We start from the raw sequence: 23,744 nt of genomic DNA, 5'->3' as shown, positions 1-23,744 counted from the left end.
TAAGTAGGGGGAGATAAATGAAATAATATTCCTTTTATTTCCTTTTGGCTAAATAAAATGTTTGTTCTAACCGACATACATAATGAGGTCTGTTCAATAGACAGGAGAAGAAATATAAGATGAGGGGGACGAATCGGTGCGTTTGAAAAGAATGGCCAAGAAGAGTACAATCGGACTTTTAATCGTACTATTAACTGCCCAAGGTTGGCTAACAGGTCTGCTTGGAGTGGAAAACACTGCTTTTGCAGCAGATAACTTAACTACGTTAGGGGTCACGGCAACGTTACCTGTAACAGGAGAGAAGAACGTAAATGGTGCAGACCCATTGGAGCTCGAATTTGGCCAACCTGTTCGAAAAGCATCCGGGACAACCAGTGGATACATATCAATAAAACGTGTGTCAGATGATACGGATGTTATTCCACCTATCTTAGTGGACCCGACGGAATCAAGTAATATTCGCATTACACCAGATGACGCCAATGTTCCGAATGTAGGGAAAAAAGTGACGATTAATCATGCACCTCTGCCCGGAGGGACATATTATGTTCAAATTGATAAAAATTCATTTGTATACGCGGATGAGAATAATACTGCTTTCAATGGACTGAGCAAAGAATGGACGTTCCATACACAAGGTGTAGGCACGGCATCATTGGTAGAGAAGATTCCCGCGAATGCAGCGATGCAGGTATCACCTTCATCTAACATAACAATGACATTTAGTAAAAAGGTTTTTGCAGGTGCCGGGAAACTGCAGATTTTTCAAGGGACTACATTATATGAGGAAATACCTGTGAATGCAGGTTCTCCACGTGTTAATGGTCTGGGAACGAATTCCATTGTGATTGATCCGGAGAAAAACTGGAATAGTAGCAGCACATATTACGTTGTTATGCCAGAAGGTCTTTTAAGGGATGAACTGGGGAACGACACCAGTGGAATTACCGGGACCGAGTGGGGTTTTGGCGTCATTTCGGATCCTACTGCTCTCACCGTATCATCTGTTTCCCCAACGAACGGCACGACGAATGCACCTTTGACGGGAGAACTAACGGTTACATTTAATAAAGAGCTTGATACCAATTATCCAGGCAATGCGACGTTGAGAAAGGCCAATGGTGGAACCATTGCCGTAACAACAACCATTAGCACTTCAAACAATAGACAACTGCGAATTGTTCCGCAGAGTACTCTGGAAAGCAACACAAATTATTATGTGGATATTCCTGCAAATGTATATAGGGACAAGGCTGGTAACCTCTTTACAGGATTGACAGGTACCAGTTCATGGGGCTTTAAGACGCTTAGCAGAGATACTACAGCCCCGGTTCTCAAAACAGCTAAGATGTATAGTAACAATACGATTCGACTTACTTACGATGAAAGTTTGTTCAGCGCGAATCCGGCTTTAAGCAGCTTCACGGTAACAGTAAATGGGGAAGCACGCAATGTCAGCACTGCATACGTATCAGGAGATAGCGTATACGTCGTACTCGATACAGGTGTTGCTGTAGGGCAGGTTGTCCGGATCGGGTATACGCCTGGATTGCGTCCAATACAGGATAATTCGCTGAACCCGGCTGCTTCGTTTGCAGCACGAGATGTGGAAAATACACTGGATTCGGTCATGTCCAAACCACGGGAAGGAACTGTATATTACAGTACAATTAATCTCTACTACCCGGAAACAGTATATATTAACTCCAGTAATGCGGTGTCACAATTCAGTGTTACTGCAAACCAGTCTTCGGTAGGAATTAACAGCATATCCTTAACTAATAGTTCAATGGTTACATTGAACCTGAGCCGCTCCATTACTGATGGGGAAGTGGTTCGTGTTTCGTATGTACCTGGCTCTTCTCCTGTAAAAGATAGTCGTGGACAAGCTCTTGCCGGATTTACCGGGTTTTATGTCCGAAATAGCATCGATACCAAGGCACCTGAATTTCAGAGTGCCGAAATAAGTGGATCGAAGTTATGGATCCGTTATAACGAGCCACTTAGAACATCCAACAAACCGTTAAAAAGCCAGTATTCTGTCCTTGTAGATGGTAAGCCTTTATTTGTAAACGACACGGATATTGAAGATGAAACAGTCACGCTGACTTTGGCTTCAGCCGTAGGTACGAACCAGAATGTAACACTTTCTTATGTACCGGGTGCGTTGCGTCTGACGGACTTAAACGGTAATCCCGCTGGTTATATCAACTTAACTCCTGTAAGCTACACAGCGGGTAATGGTATGGTGAAATCCGCTGCATTGCAAGGGGATACATTGACCATTACCTTTAGAGAATCTCTGCAGTCACAGACTATGCTTACTCCATCTCAATTCGGTGTACAGTTGGGAGGCTCACAGGTAAGTGTGGTTTCTGCTACATCAACTGGTACAACACTAACTCTGAAGTTATCCGGTTCGGGCACCATTGGACAAACAGGAACTGTAAGTTATGCACCGGGGATAATCCCGTTGCGTACACTTGATAATGTCATTGTTGAGGCATTTGGACCTTTATCGATTAGTCAAACTCAAAACACCGGTTCAACTACCAATACTGGAAGTTTAAGTGGCAATCTGCCATCATGGCTAACCGTATCGGACACATCGGCTTTTAACCAGTCTATGTATGTCATGAGCACGGATGCAGCGGCAACAACTTCTGCCCAGTCGCGCAATAGTCGCTCTACCCGCCAGTTTAATGTGGATGCTAGCAAGTTAAATCAGGCATTTCAATATGCAAGCTTAAGCAACAATTCAAGTCGAATGGTCGTATTTGAAGTTCCTTCCACAGAAGCATCAGCTTATGTAGGATTCCCAATAGACACGTTAACAGAAATTGCTTCACGTGAACGTTTTTCATTTATTGGGGTGAAATATGGAGATCGTCTGTGGTCAGTGGCTTTGTCAGACCTGAATCCTTCCAGTATTGCACAAAGCGTGAATGCAGGTTCGGGCTCATCATACTTTTATATTCAACTTGAATCCATTCCTGTAACTGTCTCCGGTACAATGGACGGTATGCTTGCATTCGCCGGAGCACAAAGAGTATCTGACATTACGGATGTTTATCTATCAGCATATAATGGCTACAGTGGACAGCGTGCAGAACAACTGGTGAAGAGTTCAATTGCAATCAGATTGCCTTCAACGACAACAGGGTCGGCTACGGGTCTGGTATACATTGATCAAGGTACTTCAGCTCTGGCTAATATTCCTCATCATTTCTCCAATGCAACTGGAGCTGTTATTATAACAGGACAACTGAAAGGCAATCAGGCTATAGTGGCTGCATCTCATCCCGTTTCATATCGGGATACTGCTTCACACTGGGCTAAGGACGTCATTAGTGAGCTGTCTGCGAAATGGATTATCAACGGACAAAATGGAACCTTGTATGTTCCTGATCAGCAAATATCACGAGCAGAATTTGCTACTTTAGTGGCAAAAGGGTTGGGATTGCCAGGCGACTATGCTAGTGCCCAACAATTCAAGGATGTTCGTTATGGTGATATATCAGGTGCATATATAGGTGCAGCAGCTAAAGCAGGTATCATCACGGGGAATACGGACGGTACTTTCAAACCGGATAGCCTCGTGACTCGTGAGCAGATGGCCATCATGATGGTTAGGGCTTTGGATTATGCAGGTCAGCCAACCGTACTCAAAACTTCGGCAGCATCAACGCTGTCCAAGTTTAAGGATAGTAACAAGATTCAATCCAAGGATTCTGTTGCCAAGGCAGTACAGGAAGGCATTATTCAAGGTATGACAACGAATACGTTTGTGCCTCAAGGCAATGCAACTCGGGCACAGGCAGCAGTTATGTTGAAAAGGGTTCTGGATAAACTCGGTTACCTGTGAGGCAATAGAGTCAGTTATATAGCTTTATACTTTAGTTATCAAATGGAGGCGCTTCGAGAATGTATATTTCTTGAAGCGTCTTTTTCTCGGAGATTGCAGATTACACAGAGAATAGGAGTCTTATGCATTAAATAATAGCCAATTTATGCCTGATTGTTGGCTTTCGGCGTAACTTTTTCCACAAAAAACAGTCTATTAATAGAAGAGTATACTAGGGGTCGCTCTATGTATTGCTGTCTGGCGGCATAGATGTGATATCTAAGATTGATATACAAGATGGGAGAGACGGTTCGAACATGCTGGGGAAACATGGGAAACAGCTGCAAGACGTAAAGCATAGCAAAGCAAAGAAGTGGGCGATCGTGACATTGGCAGGTGTGATCTGGATTGCACCGGTGATGAGTGCGGGTGGACAGATGTGGTCGGGAACGTCCTGGCAGTCTGTAGCAGCGGCGGCATCAACCAATACAAGCAAGCTGAGTGAGGAAATTCTGACTTCGGGTGCGAAGCTCATGAAATACAGATATACAACGACACGTTCAGGCTCGAAGGTCAATGTACTTGCAGATGTCGTGCAGGTGGATTTGCAGAATCCGTATGTGAAGCTGGACGTGATGACGGGTAAGGGCGGCAATTTGAATAGCAAGCAGAGCACAGGCGGCATGGCCAAGGAAAACGGTGCAGTCGCTGCCGTGAACGGGGATTATTTCAACGTATCCGGGGAACTCGCGCCGATTGGCGGACAAGTCTCTGACGGGGTATTGGTGTCCACACCTTCAGAGCTGAAGGGCATGTATGCCCTCACCGTAACCAAAGATGGCAAGCCGATGATCGACGAATATTCGTTTGACGGCACAATTAAGGCACAGGATGGTTCAACCTTCGCTCTGCGTGGGATAAATAAGGAGGACTATACCGTTGAGACGGGTTCAGGTACATACAGCCATGCCAACTCCATGTATATTTATACACCTGCCTGGACGTCAACCAAACGTCCGAACGATCCATCCACCACGCCGACAGAGGTGCTTGTACAGAACGGGGTCATCACACAGATTTCGGATAAAAAAGCATTAAATATGACTGTACCGGAGGACGGCTACATTCTGCGGGCACATGGTACTGCGGCAACCTGGGTAATGAGTCATCTGTCTGTTGGTCAGACACTGGGTGCAGACTACAAGCTGGTCGCCAAAACGACAGGACAATCGGTTGATCCAAGCAATCTGGAGATGATGATCGGCGGTCATACGATTCTCGTCAACGGCGGACAATCGACACCGTTCTCACGGGATATTGTTGCGTCCGGTATTGGCGGCGTTCGTGCGAGAACAGCGGTAGGTTATTCTCAGGACGGGCGTTATGTCTACATCATCGCAGCGGAGAAAAACAGCAACAGCAGCGGCTTGTCACTGACCGAGCTTCAGTCTTTTATGACAAGCATCGGGGTGTGGAAAGGCATGAATCTGGACGGCGGCGGCTCAACGACGATGGTAACACGTCCGCTCGGGGAGCAATCTGCGAGTCTGACGTTTAATACCGAGTACGGCACAGAGCAGCGCCAGGTGGTGAACACACTCGGTGTATTCTCGACAGCACCGGAAGGCAAGCTGAAGGGCTTTGCGGTAAGCGGCAGTCAGACACTGCTTGCGGGTCAGGAAGGCAAGTATACGGCAAAAGGGTATGACACGTATTACAACCCGATCGCCACAGGCGATATTCCGTTGACCTGGAAATCAAGCAACAATAACATTGTAAGTGTAAGCAACGGAACGGTTAAAGGTGTGAAGCCGGGCACAGCAACGTTGACAGCTACAAGCAGCGGCGCTTCCTCCTCCATCAAGGTCACGGTGCTGGGCGGTAGTGAGCTGGCGTCTCTGACGGCAGGATCAGGCCTTGGTTCGCTCAAGGCGGGTACGACAGTTTCGATTCCAGTGACCGCGACAACGAAGAGTGGGCAAAGTGTAACTGTACCGGCAGACTCGCTCGCCTGGGAATTTGTAGGCTTCAAAGGCAAGGTGGCAGGAGATCAGCTGACAGTATCGTCTGTGAATGCTGGAGCGCAGGTTGGTTATGCGATCGGTCGTTATGATGGCTTCAGCACGGTCGTTGTGCTCTCGGCAGCAGATAGCGAAACCATCTGGGAAAACTTCGAAAGCGTGAACTATCCGATTAATTTCACAACGAATGCGGCAGGAGTAACAGGGTCAGCTGCAGTCGTTGCAGGAACGGGTGATAAGGCCGGCTCCAAGGTGCTGCAGCTCAGCTACGACATGACAGGTGGAACGGGCAAAATGTACGCTTACGCTCAGCTGAACGGTTCGACAGGCCGCGAGGTTTCTGCTTCTGCAACCTCCATGTCTATGGATGTTATGGGTGACAAGAGCCTGAACTGGCTGCGTGCCGAGTTTACCGATGCTAAGGGTAAAACGGTATATGCCGATCTGGCCAAAGCGATTGACTGGAATGGATGGAAAAAGGTGAATGTGGACCTGAATGGGCTGAACATTGCTTATCCGGCGAAGCTGAAGCGTGTGTATGTCGTTAACGTGGAAGAGGGGCAGGATGAGCGCGCCATGACAGGAACGGTGGCATTTGACAATATTGCCTTCACGATGCCATCCAAGTCCAGCGAAGCCGGATTGCCTACGGGAACAGCTTCTCTCGTGCTTGGAAAGAAGTCGATGACGGTGAATGGTACAACCAAAGCGATTGATGCAGCACCAGTCATTAAAAATGGAACAACATATGTGCCCATCAAACACGTGCTGGACGCCTTTGGCGGACAGGCGGGCTGGGACAGTAAAAATCAGCGGATTACCGTAATTCGCGGCAGCAAGCTGATCGATCTGGTGGTAGGTCAGAAAGAGTTTGTTCTGAATGGCAAAAGACAGAGCGCATCAGTTGCACCATACGTAAGCGGGGGTAGGACTTTAGTCCCTCTCAGACTTGTTTCGGAGCAGCTTGGTCTGACTGTAAAATGGGAACAGAACACGAAGACCGTTACCATCTCATCGTGATATGGTATGATATATACCGGAAACGATAGAAATGGAGTCGAACAAACGTGGATTTACAAGCCGATGCCATAGACCGCGTCATAAAAAACGCCATACAAGTCATGGAAAACAGCAAATATCAAATGTTTGAAATCATGGACTCCACTCGTGAGGAGCTGAAGACGCTCAACGAGGAGTTAAAGTCGGTGCTGAAGGAAACGGCGGAAACGATCGAGAAAGTAGATCAGTTGGAGCTGAATTATCGCCGTTCCCGGATTCGGCTTACCGAGGTAAGCCGCGACTTTGTCCGTTATTCGGAGCATGATATCAAGCAGGCGTATGAAAAAGCGACACAGTTGCAGCTGGATCTGATGATTTATCGTGAGAAGGAAATGTATCTGAAGGCCCGACGGGATGATCTGCAGAAGCGTGCCAAAAATGTGGAGGCTTCTGTGGAGCGTGCCGAGACCATTGGTTCGCAGATGGGCGTTGTGCTAGAATACTTGTCAGGCGAGTTAGGTCAAGTGACCCGTATCATCGAGTCTGCCAAGAATCGACAAATGATAGGTTTGAAAATTATTTTGGCCCAGGAGGAAGAGCGGAAGCGGATTGCCCGGGAGATTCATGACGGGCCTGCGCAGATGCTCGCCAATCTAGTGCTTAGGACGGAAATTGTAGAAAGAATGCTCATTAAGCAGGATTTTAAGATGGTCCAGGCCGAAATAGTAGATTTGAAAGGCCAGGTTCGTTCAAGTCTTGAAGAAATGAGAAAAGTTATTTTCAATCTGCGTCCTATGGCACTGGATGATCTGGGACTGATCCCGACGCTGAGGAAGTATGTGCAGGATTTTGAAGTAAAAACAAAAATCCGGTCGCTTTTTGAAACAAGAGGCAAGGAACATCGTCTCTCTTCTGCAATGGAGGCTGCAATCTACCGCCTTGTGCAGGAAGGTCTGTCTAATGCTGCCAAGCATGCTTATCCCACGTATGTTGTCGTAGAAATTACATACCAGGCTCAGCTCGTCAAAATTGTCGTACAGGACAATGGGCTTGGGTTCAAACCGGAGCTTCTTGCGAAGAAAAGCAAGGACCACAACCACTTCGGTCTGATCGGGATGAGAGAACGGGTTGAACTGTTAGAAGGAAGAATAGAGATTGAATCCGCAGAGAACCAGGGAACCAAAATAGTCATTCATATCCCGACTAACGTGGATAAGGGAAAGGAGTAGCAGGATGGAAAACCGTGATACTGGAAAAACATCAATTAAAGTTCTTTTGGCTGATGATCATCAGCTGTTCCGTGAGGGATTGAAACGCATTTTGAATATGGAGGACGACATTGAGGTCATCGGTGAGTGTGGCGATGGCATTCAGGTGCTTGAATTCTGTAATCAGGAAAAACCGGATATCGTTCTGATGGATATCAACATGCCTGTAGAGAACGGGGTGGAGGCTACCGAGAAACTGCGTGAGCTGTTCCCGGATGTAAAGGTTATTATTTTGTCCATCCATGATGATGAAAGCTATGTATTTGAGACACTCCGTAAAGGGGCAAACGGGTACTTGCTGAAGGACATGGAGGCAGAGTCACTGATTAATGCGATTCGTTCGGTACATGAAGGACATGCATTTATTCACCCTAAAGTTACAGGCAAACTGATTATGCAGCTTCGCCGCATGACGTATCTGAACGAAACAGGTGCAATGAGTGAAGGCACTGCGAAGGAAGCCGGCGTTAAATTTGTGGCGGGTGACAACAATCCACTTACACGCCGCGAGGCCGAAGTGCTGCGTCTGATGGCTGAGGGCAAGAGCAACAAGATGATTGGTGAATTCCTGTTTATCAGTGAAAAAACGGTCAAAAACCATGTCAGCAGCATTCTGCAAAAGATGGAAGTGGACGACCGTACACAGGCTGTTATCAACTCCATCAAATATGGCTGGGTTACGCTCTAATGTATTTGCTCGTTTAATCTGTATTCACTCGCACCCTTTCCAGTAGCTGGATTGGTTTGCGGGTTGATGGACTTTATCACTGCAAATGAACAAAGTGCGAGGGTGAGCTGAACATCTGTTCAAATCGGAGCACGGACCTGCGTTGGTTGTAACCCTTCGGAATACGCAGCATATACTGCTGTATACAGGGATGTTCGCCATGGGTGAGCATAACCTTCCGAGGAGGTGCAGTTGCCATGGTTGCTCATTTGACTATGATTCTGCTTATATACTTCCTGGCGGCAATGGCCGTTCATGTTATGCACCAGCGCCATATTTCCCGCCCGGAGTCCGAAGGCTTCGAGCAGATTCTGCTCATTCCTTCCAATCAGGCAGGACGGATTGAGGGCATTATTCGAGCACTTTGCCGGGAATTATTATATCGTGGAAAGAGCTTTACATTAACGGTGGTCGCTGATCATCATGATGCAGAGACGATTACGATCATTGAGAAGATGATGCAGAAGCAGGGCCTGGAGCTTTCTTATCTTCCGGCTGTGCCAGCAGAGCTTGAACGCAGCAAGCAGGTGTATGGTGGTTATCGTCTCATTGATCTGCGCAAATCCAGTGATGAAGCCGAATTCAGGCAAGCATGACAATGATATGATGCAGATGTTGATATGCAATTCATATGGAGAAAGATTACAGCGCAACGCTGTAGTCTTTTTTTGTAATTGTAGCCAAGTCTGCCTTTAAATTGAATATGGGTTTTATTGCAATCTATGGTTAAAGACTGGATATCTTGCTTTAGTTAAGGCCCGAGAAGCATTTCGAAGTCAGAAGTCTTAACTTAAAAGTATAGACTGATAAAACTGGAAAAAGTTTCGCAATTTTTAAAGAAAAATTTAAAGCTATATAAATAAGATAGGACTGGAATTATCGGTTGCTTTGACTGCTATGAAAAATATCCATATAATTGAATTTAAGAAGGTTGAAGTTAGTAGAATCCATCTTTATCCAATCCGACTCAGATCAGCTGCCTAAAGTCTGGGTTGGGAAGTAAACGGTTGCTTATGAATTGGCATTATCGTTATACTGAGGTCAGAGTCAAATCTTTGAAACGACAGGGACATGAAGCACATGCTCCGGCGAAGCCGCCGGCAGTATGTGCTTTTTTTGCGTTTCTGGATATGTTTTTGGATAGCATGAGGGAGGAGTCGGGGAGATGAAGGTGGCGTTGTATGTATGTCGCACGGATGAAAAGTGGAGCATGATCCTGTCTCTTGATATTCGGGTCGATGTGGTGTGGTGGCTGGAGGGTGTTAGTGGTCGGCAGGTTCATCAGTGGCTGGTTCTAAGCTTGCAGTTGCCGTTAAGTCAGGCCGCATGGCTGGTGGAGCAGTTTGTGCCTGTGCGTGGCATGGCTCAATGGGATGTCGTGGCGTGGCAAAGTTGTCTGAACGCAAAGCTGCTCGAATACGAGCGGGACTCAGGTGAGATTGAGGCGAGAGAAGCTGTGGCTGTGGCAATGGGAGCGAGCGGTTGGGGTAAGAAGGGGAGTGAGGCAGGTGGGTGGAGGAGTAATGAAAGAGAAGATGGGGGTGGTGGGACTGGAGTTAAAGGAAGAGGTGCTGCTGCACAGTTTATTGTGGGCGGGATGCCTAGGGCCTATCCCGCCAAGCATTGGGCTCAGCTGCAGCAGTATGCTGCTCTGCTGGCTGAGCGCATGAGCGGCCGCCAATTGCTGGCGGCCGAGGCCGAGGCGCTGCTGGCGGCGGAGCCCGCCATGCCGCCCGGGGGCTGGCGCGCGGCTGCGCAGCTCGCGCGCTTGCATGGGCGGCTGCAGCTGACAGCCGCCCTCCAAGGGCCTGCCACGCGCCGCCGGCTCGCGTGGCTCGGCCGCGCGCGAAGCGCGCCCCGCTGCCACCGCTGTGGCAGCGAAGCCAGGCAGCGCGTGCCCTGCGCTGCCTGCGGCCTGGCGGCGTGCGCCTACTGCGAGGCATGCCTCGCATTGGGGCGCAGCCGTGCCTGTGCGCTGCTGCTACGCAGTGCAGCGCAAGGGGCCGTGCCCGCACGCGGCGAAGCACCGCGGGGCACGGCCCTGGCCCCCACCGGCGGCGGACTCGCCCGGTGGGGGCTAAGCGCAGCGCAGAGCGCGGCGGCAGCCGCGGCGCTTGCGTTTTTGTCCCGGCCCCCCGCAGGGGATGGGCCGGGGCGGTTCTTGCTCTGGGCCGTGACCGGGGCCGGCAAGACGGAAATGATATTCCCTCTGCTCCAGCACACACTGGATCACGGGGGCAAAGCGCTGGTCGCTACACCGCGCAGGGATGTCGTGCTGGAGCTGGCTCCGCGCCTGGCGAAGGCTTTCCCGGATACCTCGCTTGCTACGCTCTATGGCGGGAGCACAGAGCGCTGGAAAGACGCTCAGCTCACGCTGGCGACCACACACCAGCTTATGCGCTTTTATCACGGATTCGATCTGGTTATTATTGACGAGCTGGATGCCTATCCGTATCATAACGATCCCATGCTGGCTCACGCTGCCGCTGCTTCCTGTAAGCCGGATGGACATTTCGTATATTTATCGGCTACACCGCCAGCCCGGCTGCAGCGAGAAGCTGCTCTAGGCAAGCTCGCGCATGCCAAGGTACCTGTCCGTTTCCATCGGCATCCGCTGCCTGTCCCCAAGCTAATGCGCATGATAACCGTAGCCCAGTGCATCAAGCGTAAACAGCTGCCCGCTCCCATCGTGAGCAGCATTCGCTCTTCGCTGGAGCGCGATGCGCAGGTGTTTGTTTTTGTAACACGAATCGCGCAGATCGAAGCCTTTGTTCAATTAATGCGCCGAACTTTTCCGAATATCTCGATTGAAGGCACTTCATCCCAGGACGTGGACCGGGCGTCCAAAGTCATTGCTTTTCGCGAGCGCTCCATACGCCTGCTTGTAACGACCACCATTCTGGAGCGGGGGGTGACGATACCTCGCAGTGATGTGTTTATTCTGGATGCAGACAACGGGCTCTTTGATGAAGCTTCATTAGTGCAGATGGCTGGTCGGGCCGGGCGCTCCCTGGATGATCCGGCAGGTCGGGTTATATTCGCCGCCTCACGCCGGACTCGTTCTCAAGTCAAAGCGGTATCCCAGATTCGCAAAATGAATGCCATCGCCCGCCGAAAAGGCTACCTGCACCCACCCGTCTCCAAATAACGATCATAACTCATCTTACTCTCAGCTGAACCCGAAAAGGCTCTCTACAGATCATCGTTCATACAAAATAAATCGTGTTTTCGCCAACATGCATCTTTTCATTAAAATGAGCAGCCTCTTCCTCAAGCTGTAATGAAACATCGTACTACCACGGTCATTACATATTTAGGATGTTACATTGTAAGAAAGGAGCCATGCTTCATGTTGAACTACATCTCCCATCTCTTCGAACGTGCGCAGCAGCTAACCAGACAACTCCACCAACTGCTCGGTCCGCCCGGCTCCTCCTGCCTGACTTGCGGCACGCGAGCGCTGTTGTCGTCACGTTATCCGGGGATATGTACGCGCTGTGTGCAGCAGATTCCGTGGATTTGCGCAATTCGCTGCCAGCGTTGCGGCCGGGGAGTGGGGTGCCCCGACTGTGTGCGTCCGCATATGCAGCGCCGCTCCTTCATCTGTAATCGCAGTGCGGTACAGTACAATGACTTAATGAGAGAATGGATTAGCATGTATAAATTCAGAGGACACGAGCGCTACGCCCCGCTGCTAACGGCACTTCTCATTCAAGCCTTTCAAGCGATGAGTGAAGAGCTGACCCGTATATGTGGAAAAGGAACCCCAAAGCCGCTCTGGCGACCTGACGCGCTCACTTATGTTCCCGTGAGCGAGGAGCGCCTGGCCGAGCGCGGCTTCAATCAGGCGGAGCGGCTGGCAGCGGGGCTTGCCAGCGCCGCCAGGGTACCCGGTGTTGATCTGTTGCAGCGCCAGATCAACACTGGGAAACAAAGCTTCAAGTCTCGAGCCGAACGATTCGAGACGATGAAACATGCTTTCTCTATTCATCCTGAAGGGCTTGATCTCATTACAAAGATTTGGAGTGATAAAGGCCGCCCAGGTTCTCAAAACCCAGAAACTCATCCACACCATATCGCAACATCCTTCAAGGGAATGAATCATTCTCACGTGCCTGGATCATCCAACCAGATCAACAATGCCGATAAAGCTTTACAAATCCTTTTAATTGACGACATCTACACCACCGGCAGTACATTGGAAGCTTGCGGGCAGGTCATTCTGGCTGCTGCAAATCATGCCGGTATCCCGGTGCGTATTTATACGCTAACATTAGCAAGATCTTGATTTTAATGATCACTTTTCCCTTTTTGATTCTTTCTGTTCACTCCGTATTTCTCCAAAATACAGTTAAACGCAAATATTATTTTTCTCAACGTAAATATTTAAGTTCAATATCAGAGTTTAGCTATAGAATATATTGCGTATCTACGCAACAGCCCACATTTAATGTTTGCAAATATTATATGGACTTCATATGAGAAAATAAGGTAATCTATAAGTATTAGCTAGTCGGGAAAGCGAGATTAAGAGGGGAGTTTTGGCGATGAATCTAGGAAATTGTCCTCGCTGCGGCAGATTGTACGCATTGAATTTTCGGGATGTATGCTCGAATTGTATCAAAGAGATGGAGCAGGAATATCAGATCTGTGTAGACTATCTGCGCGAGAATAAAGGCGCCAATATACAGGAATTATCGGATGCAACAGAAGTTTCAATCAAAACGATTACCAAGTTTATTCGAGAGGGACGTATTTCCATCGAAAACGCTCCGAATATGATGTATCCTTGTGAAGTATGCGGAACGTTGATTCGAGAGGGACATATGTGTGATTCATGCCGTACCCGGTTAACGAAAGACTTGGCTGGCGCTGCTCGTGAAGTAGGTCAGAAGGAGAACAACCAAGTAGGCGGACGAACCTACAATGCTGTCGACAAACTACGGGACTAATAGGAACGTGGTCTTAAATCCGAATAATGCTATAACAAATGTTTTGGAACGTACCGATAAACTTATTAAAGATTATCGGTTTTTTTTATTATCCTACTCGTTTTAAACACATAAAGATAAAGAAAGAAAAACGTAAATCGTCATATTTTAACTGAAAGGAAGTGCACTTCGAATGAAAATCAATGAACCGAGTCGAATTGGAGCCATCAATTCATATCAGAGGAATGTTGAATCCAATCAGCAGGCTGAAACCAAGAAAAGCCGCCGCAAGGATGAAGTATCCATTTCTCCGGAGGCGATGAAAATGCTTGAAGAACAAGGACGTACGCAGGATGCGGGACGATTGCAGCGAATTCAGGAGCTGAAAGAACAAGTCAGTTCAGGAACGTATCAGGTAGACAGCAGTAAACTCGCAGACAAGTTAGCACCATACTTTAAAAACTTTCCTGAACAATAGGAGGACACATGGCGGTTGAATCTTTAATTAGTGTACTGGGACAGTTGCAGGCCGCTCATATTGAAATGCTTCAGTTAGGTGAACAAAAGAAGGAAGCAGTTGTTACTAACAAAGTGGACGTTTTAATTACGCTGATTAATCAGGAATCCAAACTGGCCAAGAAAATTGAGTTGATTGAACAACAAAGGATGCAGGCTGTTCATCAATTTCTTGAAGAAAGAGGAATCAAATCAAAGCTTAATCTGACAATTAGTGAGCTGATGAGACTGGTTTTTGATACAGAGGAAAAGAAAAGGCTTTATCAAGCTCAATCGGACTTAACCGATGTATTACAGCAAGTGAAGCACATAAACGAAGTTAATCAGCAACTTATTAAGCAGTCACTTTCATATATTGACTTCTTCCTTGAAACGATGTCATTTCATGCAGAATCAGAAGCCACCTATCAAAATCCATTAGAGAAATCTTATGGTGTAGCTCGTTCCGGGCTATTTGATACTCGTGGTTAATAATGGGGGAAAACAACGATGGCTTCAACCTTTCATTCAATTGAAACAGCCAAGCGCAGCCTTTTCACACAAACTGCTGCTCTGAACACAACGGGACACAATGTTGCGAACGCAAACACGCCAGGATATTCACGCCAAGTGGTCAATATGACGGCAGCAGATCCTATTGATGCTGTAGCATTTTATCGTACGACTGCACCGGGCCAGCTAGGAACGGGGGTGGAATTCAATTCCATTAAACGTGTACGGGAAACATTTCTGGATGGTCAATTTCGTAACGAGAATACTTCGCTTGGGGGATGGACCGTTCGTAACAGTACTCTGGAAAAACTCGAGAAGATTATAAATGAACCTTCGGATACTGGTATTCGAACAGTCCTCAATAATTTTTGGAACGCCTGGTCAGATTTGAGTCAAGACCCACAAGATGTGACCAACCGAAAAATTGTGAAAGAAACAACATTGGCATTAACAGATGGTATGAATCAGATCAGTTTTCAACTGGATGCGCTTTCCAATGATTTGACTAACAATGTTTCATTGAAAACAACGGAAATCAATTCATATCTGCAATCCATTGCCGATCTCAATAACAATATTGTAAAAGTTGAGCAGCTTGGAGATAATGCCAATGATTTACGTGATAAACGCGATTATGCAGTGGATCAGCTCTCCAAAATTGCAGGCGTCCAGATCACTGAACTGGACAGTGGATATCAAGTAACACTGGCAGGCCAAGTTGCAGTTACAGGGGCAACGGTCACTCCTATTACTGCAGACATCTTGGAAAATGCATATCAAGCAGGAACCCTGACCGGTGGCGAGGTATACGGAATGATTCACTCGCGTGATCAGTATGTTGCAGACTATCGTAAACAGTTAGACCAGTTAGCAAATACACTGGCTACGGGCGATATCGAAATAACGATTCCGGCTGGTTCTGTATTGCCTAACAATACAGTACTGAACAACGTAACCTATTCAGATGCTAACAATAACAGAACAATAACCTCGGATATTAAAGTGACTGTTCAAGGCATTAACGGGTTACACAAACTTGGTTATACGCTTAGCGGAAATACCCCAACAGCAGGGGAAGACTTCTTCACCACTAAAGATGGCGCAGGAACCATAACGGCAGGCAATATTACGTTGAGTAAAGATATTCAAAACGATCCCAACAAAATAGCGACCTCAATGCGTACGACCGGGACGGGGACGAGTGAAAGTGTAGTACTGGGTAATAATAGTCTTGCACTTGCGCTTGCAGGTCTAAAAGATGCCAAGTTTGATTTTGGAACTGCTGTGTCCAAGCCGACGACAGTGAATGACTTTTTCGGTGCAATTGTAGGGCAGTTGGGTGTTCAGACACAGGAAGCGAACCGTCAAGCACAGAATGCTCAGCTTCTGACCGAGCAGGTTGATCTAAATCGTCAATCTGTGAGTGGTGTGTCCCTGGACGAAGAGATGAGTAACTTGATCAAATTTCAGCATGCATACAGCGCAGCTGCCCGTTTTATGACAGCTTATGATGAATTGCTAAATAAACTTATAAACAGCACCGGGGTAGTTGGTCGCTAAGAGGTAGAAGGGAGTAACCTTTAATGGCTATACGTGTAACCTCAGGCATGATGAGTACACAAATGCTCAGCAACCTGAATCGCAACTTGAACCGGATGGATACGATGTCTAATCAAATCTCCACTGGCCGCAAAATTAATAAACCCTCCGATGATCCCGTTGGTGTAACCTATGCACTTCGTTACCGTGCAGAACTGGCCGCGAATGAACAGTATCAGTCGAACACTGATGCAGCCGTCAGTTGGCTGGATGCTACGGATTCGAATATGCAGCAAGCACTTGATGTGGCAAAGAGATTAAAAGAATTGGCCGTTCAGGGCTCTAACGGGACTTTATCGGACTCGGATCTTAAAGCCGTTAATCTTGAGGTGGATCAGTTAAAACAGCACCTTGTGGATATTGGCAATACTCAAATCCGCGGTAAATTTATTTTCAATGGTCAAACGTATGATCAAGCTCCCTATGAGCTATCAGGAACGGTGACGGATTATGCAGATATAGAGACAGATACTCAAGGGGTTCTGTATTCTATTAGTCAGGAAGTTACTTTCCAGATTAATACGTCTGGGGCAGATTTTTTCGGTAACAAGGGTGATGCAGATAACATATTTAAAATTATTGATGATTTATCTTTGGCCTTAAATAGTGGAGACCAAACTGGGGTGCAACAACAATTGCAAAATATAGAATCACGTTCTACAAAAATGCAAGCTGCACTCTCAGAGGTTGGCGCACGTACAAATAGGATTGAACTTGTTCAAAATCGTCTGAAAGATCAGGATTTGAACTTTACAACACTGCAATCCAAAACAGAGGATGCCGATGTGGCTAGTCTAATGATTCAGGCCACTTCAGCTCAAACGATCTATCAAGCTGCGTTGAAGTCCTCTGCTCAAATTATGCAACCTTCTTTAATGGATTTCATGAGGTAGTTATTTATAAATTATTTAATCTAGATGTATAAGCTATGGACATTGAATAGTCCGTAGCTTTTTCTACTCAGGAGGGAAATAAAATGAGCCAGCAAAACAAAATAGAGAATGCAGAGGAGCATACAGTGAAAGAAACCTATGTTTTTCCGAAAGGTATTCCGGGTTTTGAGAATTTAAAAACATTCAATCTGCAACAGCATGACGAAGTTTTTAGCCTTTTTAGTTCGGTTGAGGAGAGTGCTGTAGCTTTTGTAACTGTAAATCCGTTTGATTTCCAAATAGATTATGAGTTTGAACTCTCTTCTGAAAACATAGAGGATCTCGGTGTGACTGACTCTAGTGATGTGCAGGTTCGATGTATCGTCACGCTTCATGAAGAGATTCAGCGTGCAACCGTAAACTTGCTGGCTCCTATTGTATTTAATGTATACAAAAAAGTGGGCAAGCAAATTGTGTTGCAAAATACAGATTACAAAACTAGACATGCTTTATGGGCCGATAAGCAGTCTCTCAACAAGGTCGGTGACTTCTGATGCTGGTACTTACACGTAAAAAGGGTGAATCCATAGTTATTTCAGATGATATTGTGTTGACTGTGCTGTCTGTGGATGGAGAAAATGTGAAACTCGGTATATCAGCTCCAAAGGAGATCGATATCTATCGTAAAGAAGTTCTTGAAGCTATCGAACAGAATAATCAAAATGCTGCGATGAATTTGGAAACCTTACAGAAAACGATACAAGGTTTAGGTAAAGTATCGGAGTAGAGTTTTAGTTGTATATTTTTAAATTCAATAATAAAAAAACAAAAAAAATTCTAGATGACTATAAACAAATTATTACATCGGGTCGATATATATATTAAGGCGGTAATTCTTCAGGGCGGCCGACCTGTGAAGACGCTAATACCACATGGATGTGGGCATATAACCATTTCAGGGAGGAAATAAACAATGATTATCAATCACAACTTGCCAGCGGTTAACACACACCGTAATATGGGTCTGAACCAAACAGCAGCAAGCAAAAACATGGAAAAATTGTCTTCTGGTCTTCGTATCAACCGTGCTGCAGATGATGCTGCTGGTCTCTCCATCTCCGAGAAAATGCGCGGTCAAATCCGCGGTTTGGAGCAAGCTCAACGTAACGTTCAAGATGGTATCTCTTTTGCGCAAACAGCTGAAGGTGCAATGAACGAAGTATCCTCCATGTTGACTCGTATGAAAGAATTGTTGGTACAAAGCAGCAACGAAACATACCAAGCAGGCGATAAGTCGAATATCAAAATGGAACTTGGTCAACTGGGCGCGCAAATTGATGCAATCACATCGAATACAAAATTCAATGGAATTAAAATCACTTCAAGCATTAAAATTCAAGCTGATGATGATAGCTTCCAAATTTCTATCAGTGGTATTGCTACTACTGATTTCAAAGGTATGAAATCTAGTGTTACTCTTGCTAGTGCAACTAAAGCAATTGAATCAGTTGCAAAGCAACGTGCTAAAATCGGGGCAGTTCAGAACCGTTTGGAGTACACTTCCAACAACCTGGGTACAACTATCGAGAACTTGACTGCATCTGAGTCACGTATCCGTGATACAGACATGGCTAAAGAGATGGTTGCTTTGTCGAAAAATAACATCTTGCTGCAAGCTTCTCAATCTATGCTTTCGCAAGCAAACTCTGCTCCACAGGGTGTTCTTTCCTTGCTTCGTTAATTTTAAATTGTTTTGTAAAGCCCTGTATTTCGTATACAGGGCTTTTTTTATTTTTAATTATCGTAAAATATTTGATATCTATTGCCGATATATAGAGTAACGATTTTTTTACTGTCAATACAAAAACTATTAAGTATGGAGGATTTCGATGGAGCCAGTCAAATCCACAGGAATGCTTTCTCAAGGGGTTTTTTCACAATTGCCAGTATCTCCAACAGTAGATGCAAAAGACAAGATTATTTCAGAGAGTATGATGCCTATATCAACCGGTGTGTATGGTTCAAAAGCTGTTACTCAAGACCAAGAGAAGGCAATCGAGGAACTTAATAAAGCTATTCAAGCTATTCAAGGACCACAAAGATTCTTGGAATTCTCTGTCCATAAAGATACACATGCGATCATGATTAAAGTTTTAAATAAGGAAACAGGTGAATTAATCAGGGAAGTTCCTCCCGAAAAAATTTTAGATGTAGCTGCTAAAATGATGGAATTTGTTGGTCTGCTTGTAGATCAAAAAGCTTAAAAAGGAGGTTATTCTAGTGGCTGTAACAAGAATAACAGGAATGGCATCGGGAATGGATATCGACGCATTAGTGAAAAAACTGATGACCGCAGAAAGTCAACCACTTAACAAACTTAATCAGAATAAGCAACTGATGGAGTGGAAACGGGAAGGTTATCGTGAATCAAGTGTGAAGCTAGTCACTTTCGCACAAACCAAAATAAACGATACATTTAGTAAATTGGGTGCACTTAACGCTCAAAAAGTTAACATCAGTGGGAATACAAGTGCAGTAACCGCCAAAGCATCTGCTACAGCAGCGGGGAATATGGAAATAGAAGTTCTTCTACTTGCTAAGGCGGCTTCTACTAAATCCTCATCTGCACCGACTAAAGGAGGTTCAGAGAGTAATTGGGGTAAAGTTTTATTGTCGGATATTACTGGTTCAGGAGTTGCCACTAGCGGGACATCAACTGTTCAAGTGAATGGAGTTGATATCGAAATTGATGGTGCAACAGAAACTCTGGATTCTTTTGTGAGAAAAATCAATACCAATACAAAAACAGGTGTAACAGCAATCTATGACTCGGCGACAGGCAATATGTCAATTACTAGTAGAGATACGGGTTTGAGTTCCAATGATATAACGATTAACGGCAGTATCTTTACAGCATTAAAGCTGAACAACCAACTTGCTGGTGGGGATGATGCAAAAGTTAAGATCAATGGGCTTGAAGTAACTAAAGCATCAAATACGTTTAATATGAATGGGGTTGACATCACCCTTAATGCATTAAGTAATGGTGCAACTACACAAGTTGGCGTAACAAAAGATATTGATAAAATCATAGAAACAGTTCAAAATTTTGTCGATTCTTATAACGAACTTTCTTCTTTCTTGAATGGTAAAGTTAATGAAGAGCGTAATTCAAAATATACTCCACTAACAAGCGAACAGAAAAAAGATATGTCAGATGATGAGGTTAAACTTTGGGAACAAAAAGCTAAAAGTGGAATGCTGAAACGTGACAGTATTTTGGAGGGCGCTATCTCACAAATGAGAACTGCCCTTGTACAGACAGTCAAGCTTGATAAAACTGTTACATTAGAAAATGGAACCAAGACAACAAATGAACTTAACATGACTCATATTGGCATTACTACAGGCACCTATGAAACAAAAGGAAAATTGATTTTAGATACCGATAAGTTAAGAGCTGCTCTGGAAGAAAATCCAGATATCGTTAATGATTACTTGGGTAAAAACTATTCTTCCTCTTACTTAAATAATGAATATGACTCCTCAGATGGTATATTCTCTAGATTACGTAAAATATCAAATAAAACTTTAGATAGTTTGGCAAACACAGCGGGAACCTCTAAAGTTAGCACAGAAATTACTGCATCATTCAATGCGAGTAGTGTTATGGGGGAATCATTACGGTTGCTTGACATTCGTATAAGTGACCTCACGGCAAAATTAAACACGAAAGAAACAAACTACTATAAAAAATTTACAGCCATGGAAACGGCTATTAGTAAATATAATAGTACATCTTCTAATTTGTCCAGTTTTATGTGAGGAGGATAGTAAATTGATTAACTCTCCATACCAGAAATATCAACAAACTCAGACTCAGACTGCTTCCAAACCCAAATTGCTAATCATGTTATACGATGGAGCAATTCGGTTCATCCAAGGAGGGATCGAGGGAATAGAGCAAAACAACTACGAGCTAGCAAACCGGAATTTATGTAAAGCCCAAGCTGTCGTACATGAATTAATTTCATCATTAAATTTTGAATACCCTTTGGCTAATAATCTAGTTGCTATATATGAATATATGTTACATCGTTTGATTGAATCTAATGTGAATAAAAACGTTACCCCTGCAAAAGAAGTATTAGAACATTTAAAGGAATTAAGAGAAGCTTGGGTAGAGGCAAGTAAATCTTTAGGTGCAGGTTTTGCTTTATGACCGATATTGAAAAACTACGAGATTTACTAAATAAGTATAGTCTCTTATCTAGTCATACTATCATCAATCTATCTAAATTTGATGAAGACCAACTGCTCACTTATACTGAACAAAGAGAGGCCATTGTTAACGAGATGAGTTCATATAGCTCGTTGTTAACTGATGACATGAAGGCTGAAATTAAGCAATTGCTCGTTGGAGAAGGAGTTATCGTTGAACGAATGTTAGCAATAAAAAATGAAGCAGCAGAATGGCTGGAGAAAAGAGAGAATATTCGTTCACAGCAGAATGCATATCAACAATCTTATTCTTCGGGCAGCATCTTTATAGATTACCGAAAATAAAAGTTAAGCAAAGCATCGGTTACATGCCGATGCTTTTTTCTAATTTGCTTCATTATTGACAAAGATAGGCCGATAATAATAAATATGAAGAATAAGCAGATGGGTGGAAGAGTTATGAAGCAGGCAAACCTTGAAGTTCTGGAAAAAAGATTTCCTCATGTGGCAGAAAAAACAAAGAACTATAATGAAAATATAGTGGAGCCGATTATATACGAGTTGTTTGATAAGGATGAAATTTGGCTACAAGCAGTTAAAGAAATAGTAGAGGACTCAAAAATTATATTTGTATATGGTTTTGGACAGGGTTTAAGCATTGCAGATCTATTGGAAGAATTCCCGGATCGTTGGTTATTTATATACGAGCCAGATGAGGCTTCTTTCAACAAGCTAGTATGTGAATACGACATTAGCCCATTATTAAATCACCCGAATCTATATTGGATTTCTCTTGGTAATAATCAGATAAAGACGCTCTTTTATTTGTTATGTAGTTATATGCAGGAAAAACTTGCTTTTATTGGGCTGAGGAAGTACTTAGAAGATGAGATTGAAACGCTTCATAAGATCAAGGAAGAATTCCTTAGTTATAAAGATGATTACACTTCCAACAAATATGTGGAAAACCGTTTTAGAAACGAATGGACTCAAAATTACCTTTATCATCTGCATGAGTCCTTGACTACACACTCTATCGAAAAAATGTATGGAACATTCAAAGGGAACACAGCAATTATAGTGTCGTCGGGTCCCTCATTAACAGAAGATATTGATTGGATTAGGAAAGTATCAAAACATGCACTAATCATTGCTGCAGGTTCAAGTGTACAGGCTTTGGTAAAGCATGGGATCCAGCCACACCTATGTGTTATTATGGATGGGCATGAAGTTAATAATAAGATTTTCTCTAGTGATAAAACGCTGCAGCCTACACTACTGTTTACTTCATCGTCATTTTATGAGATTTCTGAACGAAAAGGAGAAAATAAAATTTATAGCATCATGGAAAATGATCAAATTTCTCAATATTTTCTCCAAAAAAGTAAAAATGATATATTAATGATGCCTACACCGACTGTTGCAGGGACAGCGATCCAGGCAGCAATTTTTTTAGGTGCAGAACAGATTGTATTTGCTGGTCAAGATCTCTCTTATCCAGGACAAAAGCTTTACAGTGATGGAGTAGAACATCTTTCTCAGGATCTTAAAATTGAAATGTTGAAAAGAGCTGTGAAGCAAGTTGAGAATGTACAAGGTGGCATGAACTTCACAGATGCAAGTTTTATGTCAATGAAAGAATCTATTGAAAGTTTAATCAAATATTTTGATCATGTTGAATTCTATAATTCTTCTCGCCTTGGAGCTGTTATAGAAGGAGCGCCGTTTAAGCCTATAGAAGAGATTCATGAGAATCTCAATAAAGCGAAGATATTACAGCATAATCTATTTGAAACTTGGATCAATGATCACCCAATAACTGTAGACCATGAAAAATATATGGCTTTAAAAGAAAAAGTCGAGTTTGTATTAAAAGATGTTTTTCTTATAAAATCAGAAATTAGAGAAATTCAAAAATTGATTGGTACGATTGAAGGACTAAGTAGAATTAAGCCTTTAAAATGCCACAATATGATCTTTGATATAGAAGAGAAGTGGGGAAGGATTGTAAACAGAGAGTGGTTCACCCCGATATTTGAATCCTTAATTCCATTACAACTGGCTCATTTTGATCGTATGCTACCTGCAATAGTAGTTGAGCAGAACATTATTATTAAAGCCGGCTATATTAGAGAACATTTGGGTGGAATTCTTACAGAAGTGGAAACACAACTTCCCTACTTGGAAAGTCTGTTGGTGGAAAGTGGGAAAAGAATAGATAGTATACAGGGTGTCTAGGTTCGTAATCTACAAC

The 23,744-nt window shown here is 44.5% G+C and carries 20 protein-coding genes; all 20 read left to right on the top strand.

The annotated features are described in order from the left end of the window. The first annotated feature begins 136 nt into the window (after positions 1–136). Positions 137–3,865, top strand: a complete 3,729-nt coding sequence (locus tag IEW26_RS21320) for a SwmB domain-containing protein (RefSeq protein WP_188593803.1) — start codon at positions 137–139, stop codon at positions 3,863–3,865. Between the two features lie 296 nt (positions 3,866–4,161). Further along, positions 4,162–6,885, top strand: a complete 2,724-nt coding sequence (locus tag IEW26_RS21315) for a stalk domain-containing protein (RefSeq protein WP_188593802.1) — start codon at positions 4,162–4,164, stop codon at positions 6,883–6,885. Between the two features lie 47 nt (positions 6,886–6,932). Then, positions 6,933–8,093 carry a sensor histidine kinase gene (locus tag IEW26_RS21310; protein WP_111269097.1) on the top strand — a complete coding sequence of 387 codons (1,161 nt, stop codon included), beginning with the start codon at positions 6,933–6,935 and terminating at the stop codon, positions 8,091–8,093. A 4-nt stretch (positions 8,094–8,097) separates the two neighbouring features. Continuing rightward, positions 8,098–8,820, top strand: coding sequence for a response regulator transcription factor (locus IEW26_RS21305; RefSeq protein WP_111269098.1), 723 nt, complete (start codon positions 8,098–8,100; stop codon positions 8,818–8,820). Positions 8,821–9,056: 236 nt separating this feature from the next. Next, a complete protein-coding gene (locus IEW26_RS21300; RefSeq protein WP_188593801.1) occupies positions 9,057–9,455 on the top strand; it encodes a hypothetical protein in 399 nt (132 codons plus the stop codon). A 569-nt stretch (positions 9,456–10,024) separates the two neighbouring features. Further along, positions 10,025–12,007, top strand: coding sequence for a helicase-related protein (locus tag IEW26_RS21295; RefSeq protein WP_188593800.1), 1,983 nt, complete (start codon positions 10,025–10,027; stop codon positions 12,005–12,007). Between the two features lie 201 nt (positions 12,008–12,208). Further along, complete coding sequence (locus tag IEW26_RS21290) at positions 12,209–13,147, top strand: ComFC family protein (RefSeq protein ID WP_229729964.1); 939 nt, start codon at positions 12,209–12,211, stop codon at positions 13,145–13,147. 259 nt (positions 13,148–13,406) lie between these two features. After that, entirely contained in the window at positions 13,407–13,811 is a 405-nt protein-coding gene (locus IEW26_RS21285) for a TIGR03826 family flagellar region protein (RefSeq protein ID WP_111269102.1), read from the top strand. 172 nt (positions 13,812–13,983) lie between these two features. After that, positions 13,984–14,268, top strand: a complete 285-nt coding sequence (gene flgM / locus IEW26_RS21280; protein ID WP_111269103.1) for a flagellar biosynthesis anti-sigma factor FlgM — start codon at positions 13,984–13,986, stop codon at positions 14,266–14,268. Positions 14,269–14,276: 8 nt separating this feature from the next. Continuing rightward, positions 14,277–14,777 carry a flagellar protein FlgN gene (locus IEW26_RS21275; RefSeq protein ID WP_188593798.1) on the top strand — a complete coding sequence of 167 codons (501 nt, stop codon included), beginning with the start codon at positions 14,277–14,279 and terminating at the stop codon, positions 14,775–14,777. Positions 14,778–14,795: 18 nt separating this feature from the next. Next, a complete protein-coding gene (gene flgK / locus IEW26_RS21270; RefSeq protein WP_188593797.1) occupies positions 14,796–16,358 on the top strand; it encodes a flagellar hook-associated protein FlgK in 1,563 nt (520 codons plus the stop codon). Positions 16,359–16,381: 23 nt separating this feature from the next. After that, positions 16,382–17,290, top strand: a complete 909-nt coding sequence (gene flgL, locus IEW26_RS21265; protein ID WP_188593796.1) for a flagellar hook-associated protein FlgL — start codon at positions 16,382–16,384, stop codon at positions 17,288–17,290. A gap of 83 nt (positions 17,291–17,373) precedes the next feature. Beyond that, complete coding sequence (gene fliW / locus IEW26_RS21260) at positions 17,374–17,823, top strand: flagellar assembly protein FliW (RefSeq protein WP_188593795.1); 450 nt, start codon at positions 17,374–17,376, stop codon at positions 17,821–17,823. Then, on the top strand, positions 17,823–18,056 hold the full coding sequence (gene csrA, locus IEW26_RS21255) for a carbon storage regulator CsrA (protein WP_188593794.1): 234 nt from the start codon (positions 17,823–17,825) through the stop codon (positions 18,054–18,056). Before fliW ends, csrA begins: the two co-directional genes overlap by 1 nt. Positions 18,057–18,242: 186 nt before the next feature. Next, positions 18,243–19,010 (top strand): flagellin N-terminal helical domain-containing protein, encoded by a 768-nt coding sequence (locus tag IEW26_RS21250; RefSeq protein WP_188593793.1) that lies wholly within the window; start codon positions 18,243–18,245, stop codon positions 19,008–19,010. Between the two features lie 148 nt (positions 19,011–19,158). Beyond that, the gene (locus IEW26_RS21245; RefSeq protein WP_373288515.1) at positions 19,159–19,533 is read left to right on the top strand and encodes a flagellar protein FlaG; all 375 of its coding nucleotides are present in this window, start codon (positions 19,159–19,161) and stop codon (positions 19,531–19,533) included. A gap of 16 nt (positions 19,534–19,549) precedes the next feature. After that, positions 19,550–21,094, top strand: coding sequence for a flagellar filament capping protein FliD (gene fliD / locus IEW26_RS21240; protein WP_308423550.1), 1,545 nt, complete (start codon positions 19,550–19,552; stop codon positions 21,092–21,094). A gap of 13 nt (positions 21,095–21,107) precedes the next feature. After that, on the top strand, positions 21,108–21,491 hold the full coding sequence (fliS, locus tag IEW26_RS21235) for a flagellar export chaperone FliS (protein ID WP_188593792.1): 384 nt from the start codon (positions 21,108–21,110) through the stop codon (positions 21,489–21,491). After that, positions 21,488–21,835, top strand: coding sequence for a hypothetical protein (locus tag IEW26_RS21230; RefSeq protein WP_188593791.1), 348 nt, complete (start codon positions 21,488–21,490; stop codon positions 21,833–21,835). The genes fliS and IEW26_RS21230 overlap by 4 nt, the downstream gene beginning before the upstream one ends. Positions 21,836–21,949: 114 nt before the next feature. After that, complete coding sequence (locus tag IEW26_RS21225) at positions 21,950–23,728, top strand: motility associated factor glycosyltransferase family protein (RefSeq protein ID WP_188593889.1); 1,779 nt, start codon at positions 21,950–21,952, stop codon at positions 23,726–23,728. Positions 23,729–23,744: the final 16 nt, after the last annotated feature.

Source organism: Paenibacillus silvae (genome assembly GCF_014639235.1).
Classification (GTDB): Bacteria; Bacillota; Bacilli; order Paenibacillales; family Paenibacillaceae; genus Paenibacillus; species Paenibacillus silvae.
This window is presented reverse-complemented; position numbering and strand designations above follow the sequence as displayed.